The following is a 19937-nucleotide window of genomic DNA, read 5'->3' as shown; positions in this document are numbered from 1 at the left end:
CGGTGGGACGTTGCCGGGAAATTGCCAGGAAATCGGCGAATAAGGAACGAAGCCGTCTTTAAGGAGAAACGACGATGCTGCGATGGCTCATCGCCATTCTTTTGCTCGCGAACCTGCTCGCGTTTGCGGCGATCAGCGGGGCATTCGGGCCGACGCCGGCCTCCGGTCCACGCGAGCCCGGTCATCTGAACCGTGAGGTCCATCCCGACTGGCTGAAGGTGCGGCCCATATCGCCGGCGGAATCGGCGGACGCGACGATTGTCGGCGGCCCGGTGCCGATGCCCGCGGTAAAGAGTTCGGAGTTGACGCAGTAGTCGCGCGCGGTTCGTTGGCGCGCACCGGCAACCGAGCGACGCAAGACTCAAGCCGCCGTTTCTACGGCGGCTTCGTCGTCTCATCAGCCGAGGCTGCGCACCTTCTTCAGGAGCTTCGTGGTCGAGCGATCATGCTCGAAAGGAATGGCGAGCGCCCGCCCGCCCCAGCCACGAACGAGCGCCGATTCGGGCAACACGTCCATGTCGTAATCGCCGCCCTTCACGAGCACGTCAGGACGCAACGCTTCGATGAGCGAAACCGGCGTGCGCTCGTCGAAGCGAACCACCCAGTCCACGCTTTCGAGCGCCGCAAGCAGCGCCATGCGGTCGTCTTCGGCGTTGATGGGGCGGTCGTCGCCCTTGCCCAGCATGCGCACCGAGGCATCGCTGTTCACGCCGACGATCAGGCACGCGCCCAGCGCCTTCGCGTCGGCAAGATAGGTGACGTGACCGCGATGGAGGATATCGAAGACCCCGTTCGTGAACACGACGGGGCCGGGCAGCGACGCGCGGCGCTCAGCGAGCGCCTCACGCGTGACGATCTTGCGTTCGAAGGCAGCGGTCATTGGGCAGCCAGCGTTGCGTAATCGCGTCAGGCCGGCGCGTCAGGCCGGCTGCTGGTGGTGCGCGGACGGATCCTGGCCCGAAGCCTGCAGCCGCACCGTCACTTCCTTGCGATAGCGGTTCAGTTCCTGCGCCGTGTTGAATGTGCGCTCGAAGAGAATCGAGAGGTTGTGCAGGATACGTTCGACAACCTTCTTCTCCCAACCATCGTCGAAGCGAATCTGCTCGTCGAGCCAGCGCTCGAGCCATTCCGGGTCAGGCAGGCGCGACTGCACCGTGTCGCGCGGGAACAGCGACTGATTGACGTGCAGGTTCGTGGGGTGCAGCGGCTTCTCGGTGCGACGCGCCGAAGCCATCAGCACGCCGATCTTCGCGAACGCGGCGCGCGCCACATCGCCGCAGTTGGTGAGCGCCTTCTTCATGTAACGCAGATAGGCGCCGCCGTGGCGGGCTTCGTCGCGCGAGATGGTTTCGTAGATGTGCTTGATGACCGGCTCGGTGTGCCATTCGGCAGCGCGCCGATACCAGTGATTGAGGCGAATTTCGCCGCAGAAGTGCAGCATCAGGGTTTCGAGCGGCGGCGCCGGGTCGAACTCGAAGCGCACCGCGTGCAGTTCTTCCTCGGTCGGCACGAGTTCCGGCTTGAAGCGACGCAGGTATTCCATCAGCACCAGCGAATGCTTCTGCTCCTCGAAGAACCACACGCTCATGAAGGCCGAGAAATCGCTGTCGTGATGGTTATCGCGCAGGAACATCTCCGTTGCCGGCAATGCAGACCACTCGGTGATCGCATTCATCTTGATCGTACGGGCCTGCTCGTCGGTGAGGAGCGATGCGTCGAACTTGTCCCACGGAATGTCCTTCTCCATGTCCCATCGGACCGATTCGAGCGATTTGTAAAGTTCCGGATAAAGCATCGTGTTCATAGTCCCGCCCCTGTTCAGCGCTTGACGACTTTTGACTTCGTGCCGCGCCCGCGCACCTCTGCGCTGTCGAGCGAAGCATTTAATTTTACGCGGTAATCGGGCACCCAGAATCTCCGTCGGGCGACGAAGTGCCCGCGGTTCTCCGTGTGCGTGCGATTACCGGAATGTTGTGCGGCATGACGGCCGTGGGTAGGGACGGGCCCGTTCCTTCAATCCGTGCCGCGAGCGGTGCCAGTGCACCGCGTTGCCGGGCGGACGCTGCCACCCGGACCGGCCCTTGCGCCGGCCACCGGAACAGCCGTTCCGGCTTGCGCCAGCGGGCCGCAAAGCGTTCGGCATGATAGCACGCCGGCCCCTCCCAGCCCTTCGGGCCCGAAAAACGCGCACTACTATGAGCCAGGCGCTGCATTTCCGCACATATACGCAGATAAACCTTGACGTATCTCAATAACGCATCAAGTAAACGTCGATGACCACGCGTGAGCAAACGGCGCGCCTGTCCGGGCGCCGCGCAACGTGTTGCCCGACCCACGCGGCATGGCGGACGACGCCCCGCCCGCCTCACGGCGAACATCGGCAAACGTCATTCCGGCTTGTTCGACGACGACTTCTTCGCTGTGCGCCCTGCGCCGGCAGCGGTCGAACCCTTCGTCTGCGACGGCCGTTTCGTGGCTGTGTGCTTCGCCCCCGGCTCGGCGCCAGCCGCAGCGCTACCGGAGCCGCCGTCGCTCCCGCTCGCCGTGCCCGCTCCAGCCGGTTGCGCCACCGCGAACTGCGCGAGCTGGTTGAACTGGGACTGCAGTAGATTCCACCAGGCAGTGGGGTCGAATGTAGGCGGCGCGGCTTGCTGGGCGTCTCCCGACCCTTCAGCGCTTTCTGCGTCTTCGGACGCGACGCCCGCTTCGCGCGGCGGTGCGTCGCCTGCTGCGGCGCGGCCGCGCGGTCCCTCGTCCGTGGGCTTGGGACTGGCGGGCTCGGTCATCTGCGACTGCGCAAATGCGCCGAACGCACGCAACGTAGCGAGTGTCGCGCGCTGCACTTCGAGCGCCTGGATGGCCGATTGCAGCATGTTGAGGTTCAGCTTCAGCCACTGCTCGACGGCGCGCATGTCGGTAATGCGCTTGTCGAGTTCTTCGACGCTCGTGAGCGGCGCAAGCATGTCGGACATCATCGAGAGCGAGGGGCCCAACCCTTGCGCGGCACCGGGCTGCATGCCCGGGAAAGCGCTGCCGAAGGGCGTGAGACGCATCATGTCCCACATCCGGTCGAGCATCTCCGCCGGAGGAAAGCCGGGGAAACCCGGGAAGGGCGGGATGGAACCTGGCTGGTCGGTCATGCGTGTCTCCTCACGTGGGGGTTGAACGCGGCGGATCTCATGTAGCGTGCGGCGTGTCGATATTGCTCCGATCATACAGCGCCGTCCCGCGCCGCAACGAACGGGGTTAGCCCTGAGCACCGCCGTGAACGACCCGCGTGCAACGTCAGAACACGGTCACGCGAGGCTCGGTCAGAACGGATCACCGCCCGGGAAATCCGGCGGACGCCGCTCGCGCAACGACTGAACGCCTTCGCGCACGTCGGGCCCGGAGAAGCCCATGAACTCGAGCGCGAGCGACGTATCGAATGCCGGCCCCGCTGAGCGCAGCCAGTTATTGAGCGCGTACTTCGTCCAGCGGATGGCGGTCTGTGACCCATCCGCAAGGCGCCTTGCCACCTCGAACGCCTTCGGCACAAGGTCGTTCTCGTCCACGGCGAGCGACACGAGCCCGATGCGCTCCGCTTCCTCGCCGCTCACCGGTTCGCAGAGCAGCAGGTAGTACTTCGCCTTCGCCATGCCGCACAAAAGCGGCCAGACGATGGCCGCATGGTCGCCTGCCGCCACGCCGAGCCGGGTGTGTCCGTCGATGATGCGTGCCGTCTTCGACGCGATCGAAATATCGGCGAGCAATCCGGCCACCAGACCGGCACCGACTGCCGGCCCATGCATGGCCGACACGACGGGCTTACTGCAATTAATCACGTTGTAGACGAGGTCACGAGCCTCGCGCCACACGCGCGCCCGCACGTCGAAATGCGTGGCCATGTCTTCCACGAGTTGCAGGTCGCCGCCCGCCGAAAAGCCCTTGCCTTCGCCGCGAATCAGCGCAACGCGCGCATCGGGATCGCGGTCGATGTCGCGCCAGATGTCGGCGAGTTCGCGGTGCATCTGCGCGTCCGCAGTGGCGAGCGCGCTGCGGTTCGCTCCCGCGCCGCTCATCACGACTTCGACGATGCCATGCGCGTGGCGCCTCACTTGCAGCGCGTGATAGTTGGCGTAGAACGGATCGTTCATGGCTGTCTCCTCGCTGGTTTTATCCGTGTGTCGCACCGTGAGCATCCACACGGCACACAACTATGCCGAAACCGCGGCGCGCCGCGCGCCGGCAACGCTCAGGCCGCGCCGTCGAGCGGCGCCACGGCCTGATCGATCGCGCCGAAAATCGACTTGCCCGCTTCGTCGAACATTTCGATCTTCACGCTGTCGCCGAACTTCATGAATTCGGTGCTGGGCGCGCCGTGCTCGATGGTTTCCAGGCACCGCTTCTCGGCGATGCAGCAGTAGCCGCGCTTCGCGTCCTTGTTCGATACCGTGCCCGAGCCGACGATGGACCCGGCGCGCACGTTGCGCGTCTTCGCCGCGTGTGCGATCAGTTGCCCGAAATGAAACACCATGTCGGTGCCGGCGTCGGGCTGCCCCACCTTGCGGCCGTTCCAGTGGACGATCATCGGCCGATGCAGGCGCCCCTCGCGCCAGTGCTCGCCCAGTTCGTCAGGCGTGACGGCGAGAGGCGCAAACGCCGTGGCCGGCTTGCTCTGGAAAAAGCCGAAGCCCTTCGCGAGTTCGGCGGGAATCAGGTTGCGCAGCGACACGTCGTTGGCAAGCGTAACGAGCCGCACGCCCTTGAGCGCCTGCTCGGGCGTCGCGCCCATCGGCACGTCGGACGTGATCACCGCGACCTCGGCTTCGAAGTCGATGCCATAGGACTCCGATGCGCACACGATGTCGTCAGTGGGGCCGATGAAATCGTCGCTGCCGCCCTGGTACATTAGCGGATCGGTCCAGAACTCCGGCGGCATTTCGGCGCCGCGCGCACGGCGTACGAGTTCGACGTGATTCACGTAGGCCGAACCGTCTGCCCACTGGAAGGCGCGCGGCAGCGGCGCCATGCAGTCTTTCGCGTTGAACGCGAAGGAATGGCGCGCGCGGCCATGGTTGAGCTGGTCGTACAGGTCACGCAACTGCGGCGCGTAGAAGGCCCAGTCGTCGAGCGCGCGCTGCAGCGTGGGCGCTATCGCGTCGGCAATCGCGGCGGTTTGCAGGTCGCGAGAGACGACGATCAGCTGGCCGTCGCGGGTGCCGTCCTTCAGCGTGGCGAGTTTCATAGGCGGGCAATTGGGATGACGATAGAAGGAATGTATTCTACGATGGTGAACCGGTCCGCCCCACCTGGCCTCGCGGCCTATTCCATCAAGCTAGATGACATCACCTGCCCGCTCCGGCAAGCTTCGCATGTCTGCCGTATCTCCTGACGACACTGCCCGCGACGAGTCGGCCCACGAACTGGACGCCGCGGACCTCGCCGGCGAAGAGAGCGCCGAGCCCGGCGAAGAAAAGCTGCGCTCCGGCATTCAGTCCATCGAAGTCGGCTTCCGCCTGCTCGACGTGCTCACGCGCGAACCGCGCGCCATGATGCTGCGCGACCTCGCGCAGCGCGCGGGCATGAGCCCGGCCAAGGCACATCGCTACCTCGTGAGCTTTCAGCGTCTGGGCGTGGTAGCGCAGGACCCGCTCTCCGGACGCTACGAGCTGGGCGGCTTCGCGCTGCAACTGGGACTCGCGAGGCTCGCGCGCGTGGACGGCGTGAAGCTTGCGCGACTTGCCCTCGCCGAACTGCGGGACGCGCTGGACATCACGGTAGGCATCGCAGTGTGGGGCAACCAGGGGCCGACCGTCGTGCACTGGATGGAGTCGACCCATCCGGCCAAAGCGGCGCTCAAGCTCGGCGACGTGATGCCGTTGCTCAGCTCCGCCACCGGTCTGCTGTTCGCCGCGTACCTGCCGCGCAGCAAGACCGAGGCGATGATCGCGCGCGAACTGGCCGACGCGCGGCATTCGTCGCATGCCGGCGCGCCGCGCACGCCGGAAGACGTCGAACGGGTGCTCGCCGAAGTACGCGCACATGAAGGCGCGCGAGTGGAAGGCATGCTGCTGCCGACCATCCACGCGTTCTGCACGCCCGTGTTCGACTCGGCCGGCGACCTTGCGCTCGGGCTGATCGCGCTAGGCCACGAAGGGTCGTTCGACATCGGCTGGAACGGTGCGGTGTACACGGCGCTGCGCGAGTGCGCACAGAAGATTTCATACGAGCTCGGATATAGTCCGACGGCGAGAGCGTAGCGTGAGCGGCACGAGGGCCTGATGTGACGAATAGCCAGCTGTAGCGGCCGCGGTACCGGATTCGGCTCACATGCGGCGGCATCGTCCGGGGGAACACGGCTCGCGGCGTCGCGGTCGAACGGTTTTCCGCCGGACGGGATCACTACCCCGGGAATTCCCTCGTGATCGGCCAGCCGGGCCAGAACGTATCCGCGAGCGCAGCCGCCCATCGCGCCGGTACGTTGCGCTGCGGCTCGCTCATTGCCACACCGTCCACCTGCAGCAAGTTCGCCACTTTTACGTTTTTCGCACCCGCAGCCACAGACCGTTTCGATGTCGTCCCCATCCGTCGCTCAAGGCTCCGCCTCTCTCACTGCCACCGCCCGCGCCCGCGCGCGTCGTCCGTGGCGCTGGCTGGCGGCGCTTGCCGTTGTGAGCGCGCTGCACTGGATCGCCGCGCAATGGGTGGAACGTAACCGCGATACGTTCATTGCGCCGGAAACGCAGCGCGTACCGGTGCAGGTGCAACTGCTCAAACCCGAGCGCGTGGAGCAGACTCCGGCGGGCTCCACGGCGAAGGGAGCTGCACCCGCCGCGCCGGCGAAGGCCCAGGCAACGCAGCATCGACGAAGCGAGCATGTGCTTACCGCCGTCCGCCCACAGAGTGCACAGCCGGCGCGGCGAACAGCCTCGGCCGCGGAGAAGGCGCCAGAAACAGCCACAGCGCCCGAAGCCGCATCGTCTCCCGCTGTGGCATCCGCGTCCGCGGCAGGCGCCGGCATAAACGCGGGCGCCGGATCCGGTGCGGCAGCCAACGGCGCGCAGGGCACCGGCGCGGCGGCATCGAGCGGCGTGAAGTTCTCTGTGCCGCCCTCGGGCGACCTTCAGTACGACACCTTCTACAACGGCGTGCGCAACCAGACCGGCACCCTGCACTGGACGAGCGACGGCCAACACTACGAAATGGTGATTGCCGTGCCGCTGCCGTTCGTCGGCACGTTTCGCTGGACGAGCCACGGCCACGTGGACGCGTTCGGACTCGCGCCGGACCAATACATCGAGCAGCGCGGCCGCCGGCCCGAAGACGTCACCGTCTTCAACCGCGAACAGAAGCAGATCGTCTTTACGCGCACGCCCAACTCGCTGGCGTTGCCGGACGGCGCGCAGGACCGCTTCAGCATGGTGATGCAGCTGGCAAGCCTCGTGCGCGGTGACCCCGACGCCTACAAGCCCGGTGTCACCCGCGAGTTCTACGTAGCCGACAACGACAGCGGCGAAACCTGGCCTATCGAAACGATCGGAGACGAGACCATCCGCACGGCGCAGGGCTTCGTGACCGCGCGGCACTTCATGCGCCTGCCGCGCCATGAGGGCGATCGGCGGCGAATCGACGTGTGGCTTGCGCCGTCGCTGGGCTGGCTGCCCGCGCGGCTCATGCAGACCGAGCCGAACGGCAGCGAAATCGAGTTGGTGTGGCATGGCAACGCGAAGGCGCCGTCCGTGGATGCAACCCCAACGGGCGGGGCAGGCAGCACGGCCGATACACCGGCAGGAGCGTCGGCACAACCGGACGACGAGGGCACGTCGCCCGGCGCAACCTCGAGCCAGTCCCAGCCCGACGCTGGGCAGCCGGCAGCGGCACAGAACGCGTTGCCGCCTGACCCCGCGCAAGCCACGCAGCCTGCGCCGACCGCTCCGCCGTCGCCCATATCGCCAGCCATCACGAATAGCAGCGCAAAACCCTGAGCGACACACTCGCGCAACCAGCATCCTCAACGCGCACTGTCACCCGCCTCTTCCGCCCGCTCAACGCAACGCGCCGCGAGTCATGTGCCAGACCGAGCAATCCCTCGAACGCGCGAGGAACCTTCTCGCGCCAGAACCCCTCGCACCACACTGAAGCCCGGCCGGCGGAGCATTCGAGCGGCCCAGCACGCTTCACGCGTCGCCACGATAATGGCGTTCACAGGCGGTTCCTTTCATCGTTCATACGTGACGGAGCAAAGCATGCAAGTGACGATCAACGGCATAGAAACGCGCTACGTGCTGGACAACGAAGGCGGCGGCCCATGGATCACGTTCGTGCATCAACTGGGCGGCGACCTCTCGGTGTGGGATCAACTCGCCGGCTATTTTCGCGACGACTACACCGTGCTGCGCTACGACCTGCGCGGGCACGGCGCATCGGCGGTGCCAGACGAGCCCTTCAGCGTCGCGGATCTCGCCGCCGACCTGGCCGCGCTGCTCGATGCGCTCGGCGCCCCGTCCACGCACCTGGTCGGCCTCTCGCTGGGCGGCATGACGGCTCAGCACTTCGCGCTCGATTACCCGTCGAAGGTCGAAACACTGACGCTTGCGGACACGCTAAGCCGCACCCCGCCCGAAAACCGCGCGCTGTGGGACGAACGCGCCGCCACGGTGCGCCGCGAAGGCGTCGCGGGGCTCGTGCCCGCGACGCTCGAACGGTGGCTCACGGCGGACTTCCGGCGGGCGCACCCGGAAGTCGTCGAGCAGATACGCGAGGTCATGACGCAAACGTCTGCGCAAAGCTACGCCTTCGCCTGCGAAGCGTTGCGCGACTTCGACGTGCACGCGCGACTGGGCGACATCCGCATCCCGACGCTCGCTGTGGCGGGCCGCTATGACCCGGGCACGCCGCCTGCGGCAACGCAAGCCATGGCAGGCGCGATCCCGGGCGCACGTTTCGAGGTGCTGGAAGCGGCCCATCTCGCGCCCATCGAGCAATCCCACCGATTTGCAGCCTTGCTGGAAACGTTTCTTGAGACAAGGGTCTAAGATTCAGAAGTGGAAATTTTTACGCGGCAGTCTGGGCCTCCCCTTGAATTGCACAGCGGGCGCTCCACTTACGGGGTGAGGCAAAAACGCCAGGAGCACAGAAAGAGGAGTGTCGCCATGCAAATGATCTACAACAGCCCTAACTATTGCGTCGTCGAGTTTCCGCCGCAGGACGGTCACCTCGCCATGAAGGCAGGCGGCTATGAGATCGTCGACAAGAACGCGCGGCGCGAAATCTTCATCGACGGCGAAATGGCGGCACAGTTTCGCGAGCACGTGCAGAAGCTGATTGAAGGCGAACCGTCGCTGGACGAAGTCGACGAATACCTCGGCCAGTTCGACAGCCTGATGCTGCAGCCCGTCATCCTGCACTGACAAGACACCGTACGCGCCGGCACGGCGTGCGACCGCCCCGGAAACCCCCATCCGCCTGTGCGCGGATGGGGGTTTCCTTTTTCCAGCGCTTGCCGGGCCTTGGCCGCCGCTGTGCGGCAAGCCGCCGCGGCTGCCGCTACAATCTCTAGTTTCCCGAAGTTCGCGCGCAATGTCCGCGCGAAAATGCGCCTTCGAACGCCCGATTCCGACTCCGAGTCCGCCATGAACCAGCCCGCTTCTGCCGCTTCGAATGCAGCCACGAACGCCGCAACCCGCCCTGCCGCCGTGGCCCGCCAGGACGCACCGTACACGCGCGGCGCGGCCCTGCCCGCCCTGCTCGCGTCGCGCATCCTGATTCTCGATGGCGCGATGGGCACCATGATCCAGCGCTACAAGCTCGACGAAGCAGCCTATCGCGGCGAACGCTTCAAAGACTATCCGCGCGACATCAAGGGCAACAACGAACTGCTGTCGATCACGCAGCCGGCCATCATCAGCGAGATTCACGAGCAGTATCTGGCCGCGGGCGCGGACATCATCGAAACCAATACGTTTGGCGCAACGAAGGTCGCCCAGGCCGATTACGGCATGGAAGACCTCGCCGCCGAAATGAACCTCGCGTCGGCGAAACTGGCGCGCGCGGCCTGCGACAAGTACTCGACGCCCGACAAGCCGCGCTTCGTCGCGGGCGCAATCGGACCGACGCCGAAGACAGCGAGCATCTCGCCCGACGTCAACGACCCCGGCGCGCGCAACGTCACCTTCGAAGAACTGCGCACCGCGTACTACGAGCAGGCGCAGGCGCTGCTGGACGGCGGCGTCGATCTGTTCCTCGTGGAAACGATCTTCGACACGCTGAACGCCAAAGCAGCGCTCTTCGCACTCGACCAGCTGTTCGACGACACCGGCGAGCGCCTGCCCATCATGATCTCGGGCACCGTCACAGACGCCTCGGGCCGCATCCTCTCCGGCCAGACGGTGGAAGCCTTCTGGAACTCGCTGCGTCACGCGCGGCCGCTCACGTTCGGCCTCAACTGCGCGCTGGGCGCGGCGCTGATGCGTCCGTACATCGCCGAACTCTCGAAGCTCTGCGACACCTACGTGTCGTGCTACCCGAACGCGGGCCTGCCCAATCCGATGAGCGATACGGGCTTCGACGAAACGCCGGCCGACACGTCGGGGCTCCTCAAGGAATTCGCGCAGGCGGGCCTCGTCAACATCGCGGGCGGCTGCTGTGGCACGACCCCCGAGCACATCGCCGCCATCGCCAAGGCGCTCGCCGACGTGAAGCCGCGCCGCTGGCCGGGCCAATATCGCGACGCGGCGTGATTCCACGCGCTACCTGACAAGACGCCACCCACGAGACACCTTCACGCCATGACCGATCACACCCTGCGCCTCTCCGGCCTCGAGCCGTTCAACGTCACGTCCGGCACGCTCTTCATCAACGTGGGCGAGCGCACCAACGTGACGGGCTCCAAAGCCTTCGCCCGCATGATCCTGAACGGCCAGTTCGATGAAGCGCTCGCGGTGGCGCGCCAGCAGGTCGAAAACGGCGCGCAGGTCATCGACATCAACATGGACGAAGCGATGCTCGATTCGAAAGCGGCCATGGTGCGCTTTCTGAACCTCATCGCGTCGGAGCCCGACATCGCGCGGGTGCCCATCATGATCGACTCGTCGAAGTGGGACGTGATCGAAGCGGGTTTGCAATGCGTGCAGGGCAAGGCCATCGTGAATTCGATCTCGCTGAAGGAAGGCGAGGAGGCGTTCCGCCATCACGCCAAGCTGATTCGCCGCTACGGCGCAGCGGCCGTGGTGATGGCCTTCGACGAAAAAGGCCAGGCCGACACGTTCGAGCGCAAGACGCAGATCTGCCGCCGCTCGTACGAAGTGCTCGTGAACGAAGTGGGCTTTCCGCCCGAAGACATCATCTTCGACCCGAACATCTTCGCCATCGCCACGGGCATTGAAGAGCACAACAACTACGCCGTGGATTTCATCGAAGCCACGCGCTGGATCAAGCAGAACCTGCCGTACGCGAAGGTGAGCGGCGGCGTGTCGAACGTGTCGTTCTCGTTCCGCGGCAACGACCCCGTGCGCGAAGCCATTCACACCGTGTTCCTCTACTACGCCATCAAGGCCGGCATGGACATGGGCATCGTCAACGCGGGCCAGCTCGGTGTGTACGAAGACCTCGACACCGAGTTGCGCGAGCGCGTGGAAGACGTCGTGCTGAACCGCCGGCCCGATGCGACCGACCGCCTGCTCGAAATCGCCGACCGTTTCAAGGCCGGCGCCGCGAAGAAGGAAGAGAACCTCGAGTGGCGCAACCAGCCGGTCGAGAAGCGCCTCGCGCACGCGCTCGTGCTCGGCATCACGAATTTCATCGTGGAAGACACCGAGGAAGCGCGCGTGAAGATCGCCGAGGCGGGCGGGCGACCGATCAACGTGATCGAAGGCCCGCTCATGGACGGCATGAACATCGTGGGCGACCTCTTCGGGCAGGGCAAGATGTTCCTGCCGCAGGTGGTGAAGTCGGCGCGCGTGATGAAGCAGGCGGTGGCGCACCTGATCCCGTTCATCGAGGAAGAAAAGAAGAAGCTTGCCGAAGCGGGCGGCGATGTGCGCGCGAAAGGCAAGATCGTGATCGCCACAGTGAAGGGCGACGTGCACGACATCGGCAAGAACATCGTCTCCGTCGTGCTCCAGTGCAACAACTTCGAAGTGGTCAACATGGGCGTGATGGTGCCCTGCAACGAGATCCTCGCGAAGGCGAAGGTGGAAGGTGCGGACATCGTCGGACTCTCGGGGCTCATCACGCCGAGCCTCGAGGAAATGGCCTACGTCGCTTCGGAAATGCAGCGCGACGACTATTTCCGCGTGAAGAAGATTCCGCTGCTGATCGGCGGTGCCACGACTTCGCGCGTGCATACCGCCGTGAAGATCGCGCCCAACTACGAAGGGCCCGTGGTGTACGTGCCGGACGCGTCGCGCTCGGTGTCGGTCGCGTCGAACCTGCTTTCGGACGAAGGCGCCGCGAAGTACCTCGACGATCTGAAGGCTGACTACGAACGCATCCGCACCCAGCACGCGAACAAGAAGGCGCAGCCGCTCGTCACGCTCGCCGAGGCGCGCGCGAACAAGACGAAGATCGACTGGGCGCATTACCAGCCGGTGAAGCCGAAGTTCCTCGGCCGGCGCGTGTTCCGCAACTACGACCTCAACGAACTGGCCGAGTACATCGACTGGGGGCCGTTCTTCCAGACCTGGGATCTCGCGGGCCGCTATCCGGACATCCTGAATGACGAGATCGTGGGGGAGTCGGCGCGCAAGGTGTTCTCGGACGCGAAGTCGATGCTCGCGCGGCTGATCCAGGGCCGCTGGCTCACGGCGAACGGCGTAATCGCACTGCTGCCGGCGAACACCGTGAACGACGACGACATCGAGATCTACACCGACGAGTCGCGCTCCGAAGTCGCACTCACGTGGCGCAACCTGCGCCAGCAGAGCGTGCGGCCTGTGGTGGACGGCGTGCAGCGCCCGAACCGGTCGCTCGCCGACTTCATCGCGCCCAAAGACTCCGGCGTGGCCGACTACATCGGACTCTTTGCCGTGACAGCCGGCATTGGCGTGGACAAGAAGGAAGCGCAGTTCGTCGCCGATCACGATGACTACAGCGCCATCATGCTGAAGGCGCTCGCGGACCGCTTCGCCGAAGCGTTCGCCGAAGCGATGCACGCCCGCGTGCGGCGCGACTTGTGGGGCTACGCCGCGGACGAGTCGCTTGCGAACGACGACCTGGTCGCCGAGAAGTACCGCGGCATCCGCCCCGCGCCCGGCTACCCCGCTTGCCCGGACCACCTCGTGAAGCGCGACATGTTCGCATTCCTTCAGGCGGAAGAAGTGGGCATGAGCGTGACCGAGTCGCTCGCGATGCTGCCTGCGGCCAGCGTGTCGGGCTTCTACATCGCGCATCCGGACAGCACGTACTTCTCGGTGGGCAAGATCGGCGAAGACCAGCTCGAGGACTACGCCCGGCGCATGTCGCTTTCGAAGCAAGACGCAAGCCGCGCGCTGGCGCCGCTGCTGTAGGTCTGTTGACGTGAAGCGCGCGGGCTCCGCATATCGCTCACGAAAGCCTGAATATTTGCGGTCGCAAAAATTTCGGCTTTGTAGACTGGTTGCGCAGTACATCTTCGCCGCGCGCTCAGGACACAACGAACCGCCAACGCGTCGGCCATCCATGCAACCGTCAACGGAGAAAAATCGTATGAAGAAGCTGACGCTGATGTTGACTGCGCTTGCGCTCGCAGGCGGGAGCCTGCCGGCCTTCGCCCAGCAGGCGACGCCGGGCGAAGCGAGCGCGGTGAGCAGCTATTCGCCGCCGCGCCAGAAACACGTGAAGAAGCCGAAGAAGAAAAAGATGAAGCATGGCGCTTCGGCTGCCGCAACCGCGGAGCCGGCTGCGCCTGCCGCCAGCCAGTAACGGTTGAGCCCGCGCAAGCCTGAAGCCGCACAACGTAACGCTAGCGTCATAGCGTCACATTGCAAAAGAGCCCGCTCGATGGAGCGGGCTCTTTTCACGTGGGCTGCGTCAAATGCCCCAGACGATATCGGATTGCTCCTTGTGCGCGGCTCGCAGCATGTCGAGGAACGGATACGCACGCTGCGCAAGCCCGATGGGAATCTCGTGCGGCTCGTGACCGTCTTCGCCCTCGTGGAAATGTCCGTCGTGCTCGGCACGCTCGCGCTTGTCCGTGGCGATGGCCGCTTCAAGCTTCGTGATGGCCGGTTCGAGCTGATCGTGCGTGATCACGCCTTGCTTGTCGAGCCGTTTGCCGATAATGCCGAGCAGGTACTGCGCCAGATTTTCCAGCATCGTGACATCCGGCGACGCATGGCATTTGAAAGTAATCAGCATGACTGCTCCCCTTCTCATTTTGTTGAACCTCGTGCGGCCCGCGCAAGCGGCATCGGCCGGTATCATGCAACGGCGAGATGCCCCTCTGCAGCTCGTCGCGGGCGTCGTATTGGACATATTAGCACCTGCTAAAATCCCTCTGAACGGAAAACCGAACGGCCGCCGTGCAGCACGCAAGCGTTGCCGGACGCCCGGAGCATAGGCAGCATACGGCTCACCCTCGTCGGCACGCAGGTCTGCATGCTGCACGGCGAGTCGGCCTGAAGCGCCTTCGCTCGCAGGGCTCATGCAACCGCTTGGGCGATCGCTCAGGCAGTTGCCTGGACAGCCCGCCGCTCAGACAACGGCGCGCAGTTGTCCGCGTCCCGCGCGAGCGCCGCAGCGCCCGCTTTCCACCCATTCGTGACGGCCCGGCCACGCAACGCCGGCCGCAGCCGATTACCCGCATAGGACCTGCAACAAGCATGCTGCCCGCACAAAAACAGACTCTCGAAACGCTGTTCGCCGACGCGGTCAAGAAAGTGGCCGACGCAACTCAAGGCACGGCAGACGCCGCGTTCGTCGCACCCGCCATCGCCCTTGAACGCCCGAAGGTGGCTGCCCACGGCGACGTGGCCTGCAACGTCGCCATGCAACTGGCCAAGCCGCTGCGCGCGAATCCGCGACAACTTGCCCAGCAGATCGTCGATGCCATCGTGGCAAGCGCCGCCGCGAAGGGTCTTGTCGAACACGCCGAAGTGGCAGGCCCTGGCTTCATCAACCTGCGTCTCACCGCGGATGCGAAGCGCGCCGTGATCGGCGCGGTGTTCACCGAACGCGACGCCTACGGCCGCGCGCAGCGCGAAGCCGGCAAGCGCGTGCTGGTCGAGTTCGTGTCGGCGAACCCCACGGGTCCGCTGCACGTGGGACACGGTCGCCAGGCCGCGCTCGGCGACGCCATTTCGAACGTGCTGGCCTCGCAGGGCTACGCCGTGCATCGCGAGTTCTACTACAACGATGCCGGCGTGCAGATCCAGAATCTCGCCGTCTCCACGCAGGCGCGTGCCCGCGGCTTGAAGCCCGGCGACGCGGGCTGGCCCGAAGCGGCCTACAACGGTGAGTACATCGCGGAGATCGCGCGCGACTTCATGGCGGGCGAAACCGTCTCGGCCAAGGACGGCGAGCCGGTTAAGGGCACAGGCGACGTCGAAGACCTCGACGCGATCCGCCGCTTCGCCGTGGCCTATCTGCGCCACGAGCAGGACATGGACCTCCAGGCGTTCGGCGTGAAGTTCGACCAGTACTACCTGGAGTCGTCGCTCTACACCGAAGGTCGCGTGGAAAAGACCGTCGAGGCGCTGATCAAGACCGGCGAGACCTACGAGCAGGACGGCGCGCTGTGGCTGCGCACCACCGACTACGGCGACGACAAGGACCGCGTGATGCGCAAGTCCGACGGCACCTACACCTACTTCGTGCCCGACGTCGCCTATCACGTGACCAAGTGGGAGCGCGGCTTCACGAAGGTCATCAACATTCAGGGCTCGGACCATCACGGCACCATCGCACGCGTGCGCGCGGGCCTGCAGGGGCTCGGCGTCGGCATTCCGAAGGGCTACCCCGACTACGTGCTGCACAAGATGGTCACCGTCATGCGCGACGGTCAGGAAGTGAAGATTTCGAAGCGCGCGGGCAGCTACGTGACCGTGCGCGATCTGATCGAATGGTCGGGCGGCGCGACACCGGGCTCGGAAACGGCGCCCGATCTGCTCGACGAGGCCACCATCCGCCGCGGCCGCGACGCCGTGCGCTTCTTCCTGATCTCGCGCAAGGCCGACACGGAATTCGTGTTCGACATCGACCTCGCGCTGAAGCAGAACGACGAGAACCCCGTCTATTACGTGCAGTACGCGCACGCGCGGATCTCGTCGGTGCTCAACGAGTGGAAGTCGCGCCACAACGGCGACGAATCGGCGCTGCCGAATATCGACCTCACGCCGCTCGCGAGCGAACGCGCGCTCGCGCTCGTGGCCAAACTCGCCGAGTATCCCGACATGCTCACGCACGCCGCCGACGAACTCGCGCCGCACGCGGTGGCCTTCTACCTGCGCGAACTCGCCGCGGAGTTTCACTCGTTCTACAATGCCGAACGCGTTCTCGTCGACGACGCGAAGGAGCGCGATGCGCGCATCGCCCTGCTCGCGGCCACACGCCAGGTGCTTGCCAACGGCCTCGCCATGATCGGCGTCTCGGCACCCGAGCGCATGTAAGTTCCCGACGTCACACAAGTGGCAACACGTGGCCGCCGCGACGAACGGCGGCCCTCCCAGGATTCTTTTGTTCGCAGGTGATTCAAACGATGGCCAAACCACGCCGCACTACAAGTCAGTCGAAACAGACCGGGGGAACGTTTCTCGGTATCGTGCTGGGCCTGATTGTCGGCCTCGCGATCGCGGTGGTGGTGGCGCTCTACATCACGCGCGCGCCCTCGCCGTTCGTCGCGAAGGTGGCGCCGCCGGCGGCTTCCGATACGGGCGCAAGCGGCGCGCAGCAGTACGATCCGAACCGCTCGCTGCAGGGCAAGACCCCCGGCCAGCCGGTGCCGCAGGCCGCACAACCCGCGCCGCCCAACACGGCGCCGGGCCAGAGCACGAGCCAGTCGCAGTCCGGCATGCTGGAGGAACCGCAGATCGTCGAAGTGCCGCCGTCCAGCGCGCCGGCTGCCGCCAACAACGGCGTCGCCGTGCCGCCGAAGCCCGCCACCGACAACAACGCCGCCCAGCCCGCACAGAAACCGGCCGGCAACACCGCACAGCTGGCGAACAATCCGCCGCCCAAGGCTCCCGCGGTAACGCCGAAGCCCGCTCCGGCCTCGCCCGCCCAGCAGGGCGCCGCGCCCGCCGCAGGGGACGCGAACACCGGCTATTTCCTCCAGGTGGGCGCCTACAAGACCGCCGCCGACGCCGAGCAGCAGCGCGCGCGCCTCGCGTTCCAGGGTTTCGAATCGAAGGTCACGCAGCGCGACGCGGGCGGCATCACGTATTACCGGGTGCGCATCGGGCCGTTTTCGAAGTTCGACGACATGAACACCACGCGCCAGCGGTTGTCCGACGCGGGAATCGACACGGCCGTCATCCGTTTCACGAAACAGTAACGCTTTCGATGCGCCGGCCGCTGAACCCGGCGCGGTCGGCACCGGTCTGAGTACTGCACGGGCGGCGCGCAGCGAACGCACCCTGAGCGCCCCCTGAGCACTAACGCGTGCCAACACATGCCAACGTGGGTCACAAGGAAATGAAAAAACTCTTTAGCGCACTGTTTCTTTCTCTTTCGATCGTCGCCGTCGGCGCGCAGGCGAGCCCCGCCGCGCCGGTCGCCGACACGGACTACAGCGTCCTGAAGACGCCGCAGCCGGTGGACGTACCGGCCGGCAAGATCGAGGTCACCGAATTCTTCTGGTACGGCTGCCCGCACTGCAACGAGTTCGAGCCGTACCTGGAAGCGTGGGTCAAGAAGCAAGGTCCGGACGTGGTGTTCAAGCGTGTGCCGGTGGCGTTCCGCGACGACTTCCTGCCGCATTCGAAGCTCTACCACGCGCTGGACGCGCTGGGCGTCGAACCGCAGCTCACGCCGAAGGTCTTCAACGAGATCCACGTGAACCGCGACTACCTGCTCAAGCCCGAAGACCAGGCGAAGTTCCTCGCGAAGAACGGTGTGGATCCGAAGAAGTTCATGGACGCCTACAACTCGTTCTCCACGCAAAGCGCTCTGCAACGCGACAAGAAGATGATCGCGGACTACAACATCGACGGCGTACCGACGCTTGCCGTGCAAGGCAAGTACGAGACCGGCCCCGCGATGACGAACAGCCTGCCCGGCACGCTCCAGGTGCTGGACTACCTGATCGGCCAGATTCGCGCCAAGAAGATGTAAGCGCCGAAGCGCCGGCATGAGCCCACCTCTCAAGGTTTTCATCACCGGCGCTTCGAGCGGCATTGGCCTCGCGCTTGCCGCCGAATATGCGCGGCGCGGCGCGACTCTCGGCCTCGTCGCCCGTCGTGGCGACGCACTCGCCAGCTTCCGCCAGGCGCACCCGTCCCACCCCATCGCCATTTACGCCGTCGACGTGCGCGACGAGGCTGCGCTCGCCAGCGCCGCGCAGCGATTCATGGCCGACTACGGCTGTCCCGACGTGGTCATCGCCAACGCAGGCGTGAGCCGCGGCGCGATCACCGGCCACGGCGACCTCAAGACGTTCCGCGACGTCATGGACGTTAACTACTACGGCATGGTCGCCACCTTCGAGCCATTCGCGGCCGCCATGGTGGCCGCGAGGCACGGTACGCTGGTCGGCATTGCCAGCGTGGCAGGCGTACGCGGCTTGCCTGGCTCGGGGGCCTACAGCGCGTCCAAGGCGGCGGCGCTCAAATACCTCGAAGCGCTGCGCGTGGAGATGCGCCCGCATGGCGTGGCCGTCGTCACCATTGCGCCCGGCTACATCCGCACGCCGATGACGGCGCGCAACCCCTATCGCATGCCGTTCCTCATGGACGTGGACCGTTTCGCGGCGAAGGTCGCGGACGCCGTCGCCCGCAAAACGCGCTTCGCCGTGTTCCCGTGGCAGATGCGCGTGGCGGCCGCGCTGCTGCACGGGCTGCCGCGCGCGATCTACGATCGCGTCTTCGAAAAGGCGCCGCGCAAACCACGCGCGGGCGACGCGGGCGAATAGGCGCATGGGCTCGCCAGCAACGGCCGGCCCTCCTGTGTCGGCGCTCGCGGCTAGCATGCAGGCAGGCGTCAGCGGTGCCACGGTTGACGCAGCCGGTGCCGAACACGGCCGCGCCGGCCCCGGTGCCCGCATCGTCTCCCTCGTTCCCAGCATCACCGAATTGCTGTTTGCGCTTTCGCTCGACGCACAGATCGTCGGACGCACGGGCTTCTGCATTCACCCGCGCGAGCGCGTGCACCACGTGCCGAAGGTCGGCGGCACGAAAGCCGTCAAGATCGACGCCGTTCGCGCGTTGCGGCCCACGCACGTCATCGTCAACATCGACGAAAACGAAGCGCACACGGTGGATGAACTGCGCCGCTTCGTGCCGCACGTCGTCGTCACGCATCCGCTCGCGCCGCACGACAATCTCACGCTGTACCGGTTGCTTGGCGCCATCTTCGATCGCGAGCGAGAAGCCGAAACGCTCTGCGTGGCGCTGCAGGCGCGGCTCGATGCAGTGGCGGCACACGCATGGCCGGAACAGCACGTGCTCTACGCCATCTGGCGCGAGCCGTGGATGACCGTAGCGCGCGACACCTACATCGCCGCCATGCTCGGGCTCGTGAACTGGCAGACACAGCCCGTGAGGTATGGCGGCGCCGCTGGTGCCGCACGCTATCCGACCTTCGATTTCGACGCGCCCTGGCTCGCAGACGTAGACCGCGTGCTGCTGTCGAGCGAGCCCTACCGCTTCACCTTGGCCCACGCAGATGCCTTGCGCCGCGACCCAAGGCTCGCCGGCAAGCGTGTTGGGTTGATCGATGGCGAATTCGTCTCGTGGTACGGCTCGCGGGCAATCGCGGGCATCGAGTATCTGATGAACTTCGCCTCGGCCTGACACAAGCTCGCTTCCTCACGCTCAGTGGACCCG

The 19937-nt window shown here is 65.7% G+C and carries 19 protein-coding genes; 13 read left to right on the top strand and 6 right to left on the bottom strand.

What is annotated here, in order from left to right:
* Positions 1-74: 74 nt before the first annotated feature.
* Positions 75-314, top strand: coding sequence for a hypothetical protein (locus PXJ20_RS03760; protein WP_017772561.1), 240 nt, complete (start codon positions 75-77; stop codon positions 312-314).
* 83 nt (positions 315-397) lie between these two features.
* Here the strand turns inward: PXJ20_RS03760 and rfaE2 are convergent, their stop codons facing one another.
* The 5 genes from rfaE2 to PXJ20_RS03735 all read right to left on the bottom strand — a co-directional run bounded on the left by rfaE2 (position 398) and on the right by PXJ20_RS03735 (position 5227).
* Positions 398-880 (bottom strand): D-glycero-beta-D-manno-heptose 1-phosphate adenylyltransferase, encoded by a 483-nt coding sequence (rfaE2, locus tag PXJ20_RS03755; protein WP_017772560.1) that lies wholly within the window; start codon positions 878-880, stop codon positions 398-400.
* A gap of 39 nt (positions 881-919) precedes the next feature.
* On the bottom strand, positions 920-1804 hold the full coding sequence (locus tag PXJ20_RS03750) for a ferritin-like domain-containing protein (protein ID WP_199542780.1): 885 nt from the start codon (positions 1802-1804) through the stop codon (positions 920-922).
* A 583-nt stretch (positions 1805-2387) separates the two neighbouring features.
* Entirely contained in the window at positions 2388-3140 is a 753-nt protein-coding gene (locus tag PXJ20_RS03745; RefSeq protein ID WP_421030207.1) for a PhaM family polyhydroxyalkanoate granule multifunctional regulatory protein, read from the bottom strand.
* Positions 3141-3311: 171 nt separating this feature from the next.
* Complete coding sequence (locus PXJ20_RS03740) at positions 3312-4136, bottom strand: enoyl-CoA hydratase/isomerase family protein (RefSeq protein ID WP_421030206.1); 825 nt, start codon at positions 4134-4136, stop codon at positions 3312-3314.
* 98 nt (positions 4137-4234) lie between these two features.
* Positions 4235-5227, bottom strand: a complete 993-nt coding sequence (locus tag PXJ20_RS03735; RefSeq protein ID WP_126879208.1) for a fumarylacetoacetate hydrolase family protein — start codon at positions 5225-5227, stop codon at positions 4235-4237.
* 94 nt (positions 5228-5321) lie between these two features.
* On the opposite strand from PXJ20_RS03735, the gene PXJ20_RS03730 reads away from it, so the two are divergent.
* The 7 genes from PXJ20_RS03730 to PXJ20_RS03700 all read left to right on the top strand — a co-directional run bounded on the left by PXJ20_RS03730 (position 5322) and on the right by PXJ20_RS03700 (position 13881).
* Positions 5322-6242, top strand: a complete 921-nt coding sequence (locus PXJ20_RS03730) for an IclR family transcriptional regulator (protein ID WP_277597220.1) — start codon at positions 5322-5324, stop codon at positions 6240-6242.
* A gap of 312 nt (positions 6243-6554) precedes the next feature.
* Complete coding sequence (locus tag PXJ20_RS03725) at positions 6555-7967, top strand: DUF3108 domain-containing protein (RefSeq protein WP_421030205.1); 1413 nt, start codon at positions 6555-6557, stop codon at positions 7965-7967.
* 261 nt (positions 7968-8228) lie between these two features.
* On the top strand, positions 8229-9017 hold the full coding sequence (locus PXJ20_RS03720) for an alpha/beta fold hydrolase (RefSeq protein ID WP_421030204.1): 789 nt from the start codon (positions 8229-8231) through the stop codon (positions 9015-9017).
* Positions 9018-9134: 117 nt separating this feature from the next.
* Positions 9135-9392 carry a DUF3567 domain-containing protein gene (locus PXJ20_RS03715; RefSeq protein WP_421030203.1) on the top strand — a complete coding sequence of 86 codons (258 nt, stop codon included), beginning with the start codon at positions 9135-9137 and terminating at the stop codon, positions 9390-9392.
* A gap of 222 nt (positions 9393-9614) precedes the next feature.
* A complete protein-coding gene (locus PXJ20_RS03710; protein ID WP_017772550.1) occupies positions 9615-10721 on the top strand; it encodes a homocysteine S-methyltransferase family protein in 1107 nt (368 codons plus the stop codon).
* A 48-nt stretch (positions 10722-10769) separates the two neighbouring features.
* Positions 10770-13487: a methionine synthase gene (gene metH, locus PXJ20_RS03705; RefSeq protein WP_277597218.1), complete on the top strand. Its 2718-nt coding sequence runs from the start codon at positions 10770-10772 to the stop codon at positions 13485-13487.
* A 178-nt stretch (positions 13488-13665) separates the two neighbouring features.
* Positions 13666-13881: a hypothetical protein gene (locus tag PXJ20_RS03700; RefSeq protein ID WP_017772548.1), complete on the top strand. Its 216-nt coding sequence runs from the start codon at positions 13666-13668 to the stop codon at positions 13879-13881.
* 108 nt (positions 13882-13989) lie between these two features.
* Here the strand turns inward: PXJ20_RS03700 and PXJ20_RS03695 are convergent, their stop codons facing one another.
* On the bottom strand, positions 13990-14316 hold the full coding sequence (locus PXJ20_RS03695) for a DUF1840 domain-containing protein (RefSeq protein ID WP_017772547.1): 327 nt from the start codon (positions 14314-14316) through the stop codon (positions 13990-13992).
* A gap of 464 nt (positions 14317-14780) precedes the next feature.
* Between PXJ20_RS03695 and argS the strand changes: the two genes are divergently transcribed.
* From argS to PXJ20_RS03670, 5 genes are all read left to right on the top strand, one after another.
* Complete coding sequence (gene argS / locus PXJ20_RS03690; protein ID WP_199542788.1) at positions 14781-16565, top strand: arginine--tRNA ligase; 1785 nt, start codon at positions 14781-14783, stop codon at positions 16563-16565.
* Positions 16566-16654: 89 nt separating this feature from the next.
* Positions 16655-17449: an SPOR domain-containing protein gene (locus PXJ20_RS03685; protein WP_026120987.1), complete on the top strand. Its 795-nt coding sequence runs from the start codon at positions 16655-16657 to the stop codon at positions 17447-17449.
* Between the two features lie 140 nt (positions 17450-17589).
* The gene (locus tag PXJ20_RS03680; RefSeq protein WP_421030202.1) at positions 17590-18228 is read left to right on the top strand and encodes a thiol:disulfide interchange protein DsbA/DsbL; all 639 of its coding nucleotides are present in this window, start codon (positions 17590-17592) and stop codon (positions 18226-18228) included.
* Positions 18229-18244: 16 nt separating this feature from the next.
* Entirely contained in the window at positions 18245-19024 is a 780-nt protein-coding gene (locus PXJ20_RS03675) for an SDR family oxidoreductase (protein ID WP_421030201.1), read from the top strand.
* Positions 19025-19079: 55 nt separating this feature from the next.
* Positions 19080-19904, top strand: coding sequence for a helical backbone metal receptor (locus PXJ20_RS03670; RefSeq protein WP_421030200.1), 825 nt, complete (start codon positions 19080-19082; stop codon positions 19902-19904).
* Positions 19905-19937 lie beyond the last annotated feature (33 nt).

This window comes from Paraburkholderia sp. A1RI_3L, assembly GCF_048957895.1.
In the GTDB taxonomy this organism is placed as follows: domain Bacteria; phylum Pseudomonadota; class Gammaproteobacteria; order Burkholderiales; family Burkholderiaceae; genus Paraburkholderia; species Paraburkholderia kururiensis.
The sequence above is the reverse complement of the archived record's forward strand: the minus strand, read 5'-3'. Positions and strand labels throughout refer to the sequence as shown.

What these genes read in the sequence shown, in the direction of transcription:
- PXJ20_RS03700 (WP_017772548.1), top strand. Translation starts at nt 13,666, where the DNA reads ATGAAGAAGCTGACGCTGATGTTGACTGCGCTTGCGCTCGCAGGCGGG.
- PXJ20_RS03685 (WP_026120987.1), top strand. Translation starts at nt 16,655, where the DNA reads ATGGCCAAACCACGCCGCACTACAAGTCAGTCGAAACAGACCGGGGGA.
- PXJ20_RS03715 (WP_421030203.1), top strand. Translation starts at nt 9,135, where the DNA reads ATGCAAATGATCTACAACAGCCCTAACTATTGCGTCGTCGAGTTTCCG.
- PXJ20_RS03760 (WP_017772561.1), top strand. Translation starts at nt 75, where the DNA reads ATGCTGCGATGGCTCATCGCCATTCTTTTGCTCGCGAACCTGCTCGCG.
- PXJ20_RS03670 (WP_421030200.1), top strand. Translation starts at nt 19,080, where the DNA reads ATGCAGGCAGGCGTCAGCGGTGCCACGGTTGACGCAGCCGGTGCCGAA.
- PXJ20_RS03720 (WP_421030204.1), top strand. Translation starts at nt 8,229, where the DNA reads ATGCAAGTGACGATCAACGGCATAGAAACGCGCTACGTGCTGGACAAC.
- PXJ20_RS03725 (WP_421030205.1), top strand. Translation starts at nt 6,555, where the DNA reads ATGTCGTCCCCATCCGTCGCTCAAGGCTCCGCCTCTCTCACTGCCACC.
- metH (WP_277597218.1), top strand. Translation starts at nt 10,770, where the DNA reads ATGACCGATCACACCCTGCGCCTCTCCGGCCTCGAGCCGTTCAACGTC.
- PXJ20_RS03740 (WP_421030206.1), bottom strand. Translation starts at nt 4,136, where the DNA reads ATGAACGATCCGTTCTACGCCAACTATCACGCGCTGCAAGTGAGGCGC.
- PXJ20_RS03730 (WP_277597220.1), top strand. Translation starts at nt 5,322, where the DNA reads ATGACATCACCTGCCCGCTCCGGCAAGCTTCGCATGTCTGCCGTATCT.
- PXJ20_RS03680 (WP_421030202.1), top strand. Translation starts at nt 17,590, where the DNA reads ATGAAAAAACTCTTTAGCGCACTGTTTCTTTCTCTTTCGATCGTCGCC.
- PXJ20_RS03675 (WP_421030201.1), top strand. Translation starts at nt 18,245, where the DNA reads ATGAGCCCACCTCTCAAGGTTTTCATCACCGGCGCTTCGAGCGGCATT.
- argS (WP_199542788.1), top strand. Translation starts at nt 14,781, where the DNA reads ATGCTGCCCGCACAAAAACAGACTCTCGAAACGCTGTTCGCCGACGCG.
- PXJ20_RS03750 (WP_199542780.1), bottom strand. Translation starts at nt 1,804, where the DNA reads ATGAACACGATGCTTTATCCGGAACTTTACAAATCGCTCGAATCGGTC.
- PXJ20_RS03745 (WP_421030207.1), bottom strand. Translation starts at nt 3,140, where the DNA reads ATGACCGACCAGCCAGGTTCCATCCCGCCCTTCCCGGGTTTCCCCGGC.
- PXJ20_RS03710 (WP_017772550.1), top strand. Translation starts at nt 9,615, where the DNA reads ATGAACCAGCCCGCTTCTGCCGCTTCGAATGCAGCCACGAACGCCGCA.
- PXJ20_RS03695 (WP_017772547.1), bottom strand. Translation starts at nt 14,316, where the DNA reads ATGCTGATTACTTTCAAATGCCATGCGTCGCCGGATGTCACGATGCTG.
- PXJ20_RS03735 (WP_126879208.1), bottom strand. Translation starts at nt 5,227, where the DNA reads ATGAAACTCGCCACGCTGAAGGACGGCACCCGCGACGGCCAGCTGATC.
- rfaE2 (WP_017772560.1), bottom strand. Translation starts at nt 880, where the DNA reads ATGACCGCTGCCTTCGAACGCAAGATCGTCACGCGTGAGGCGCTCGCT.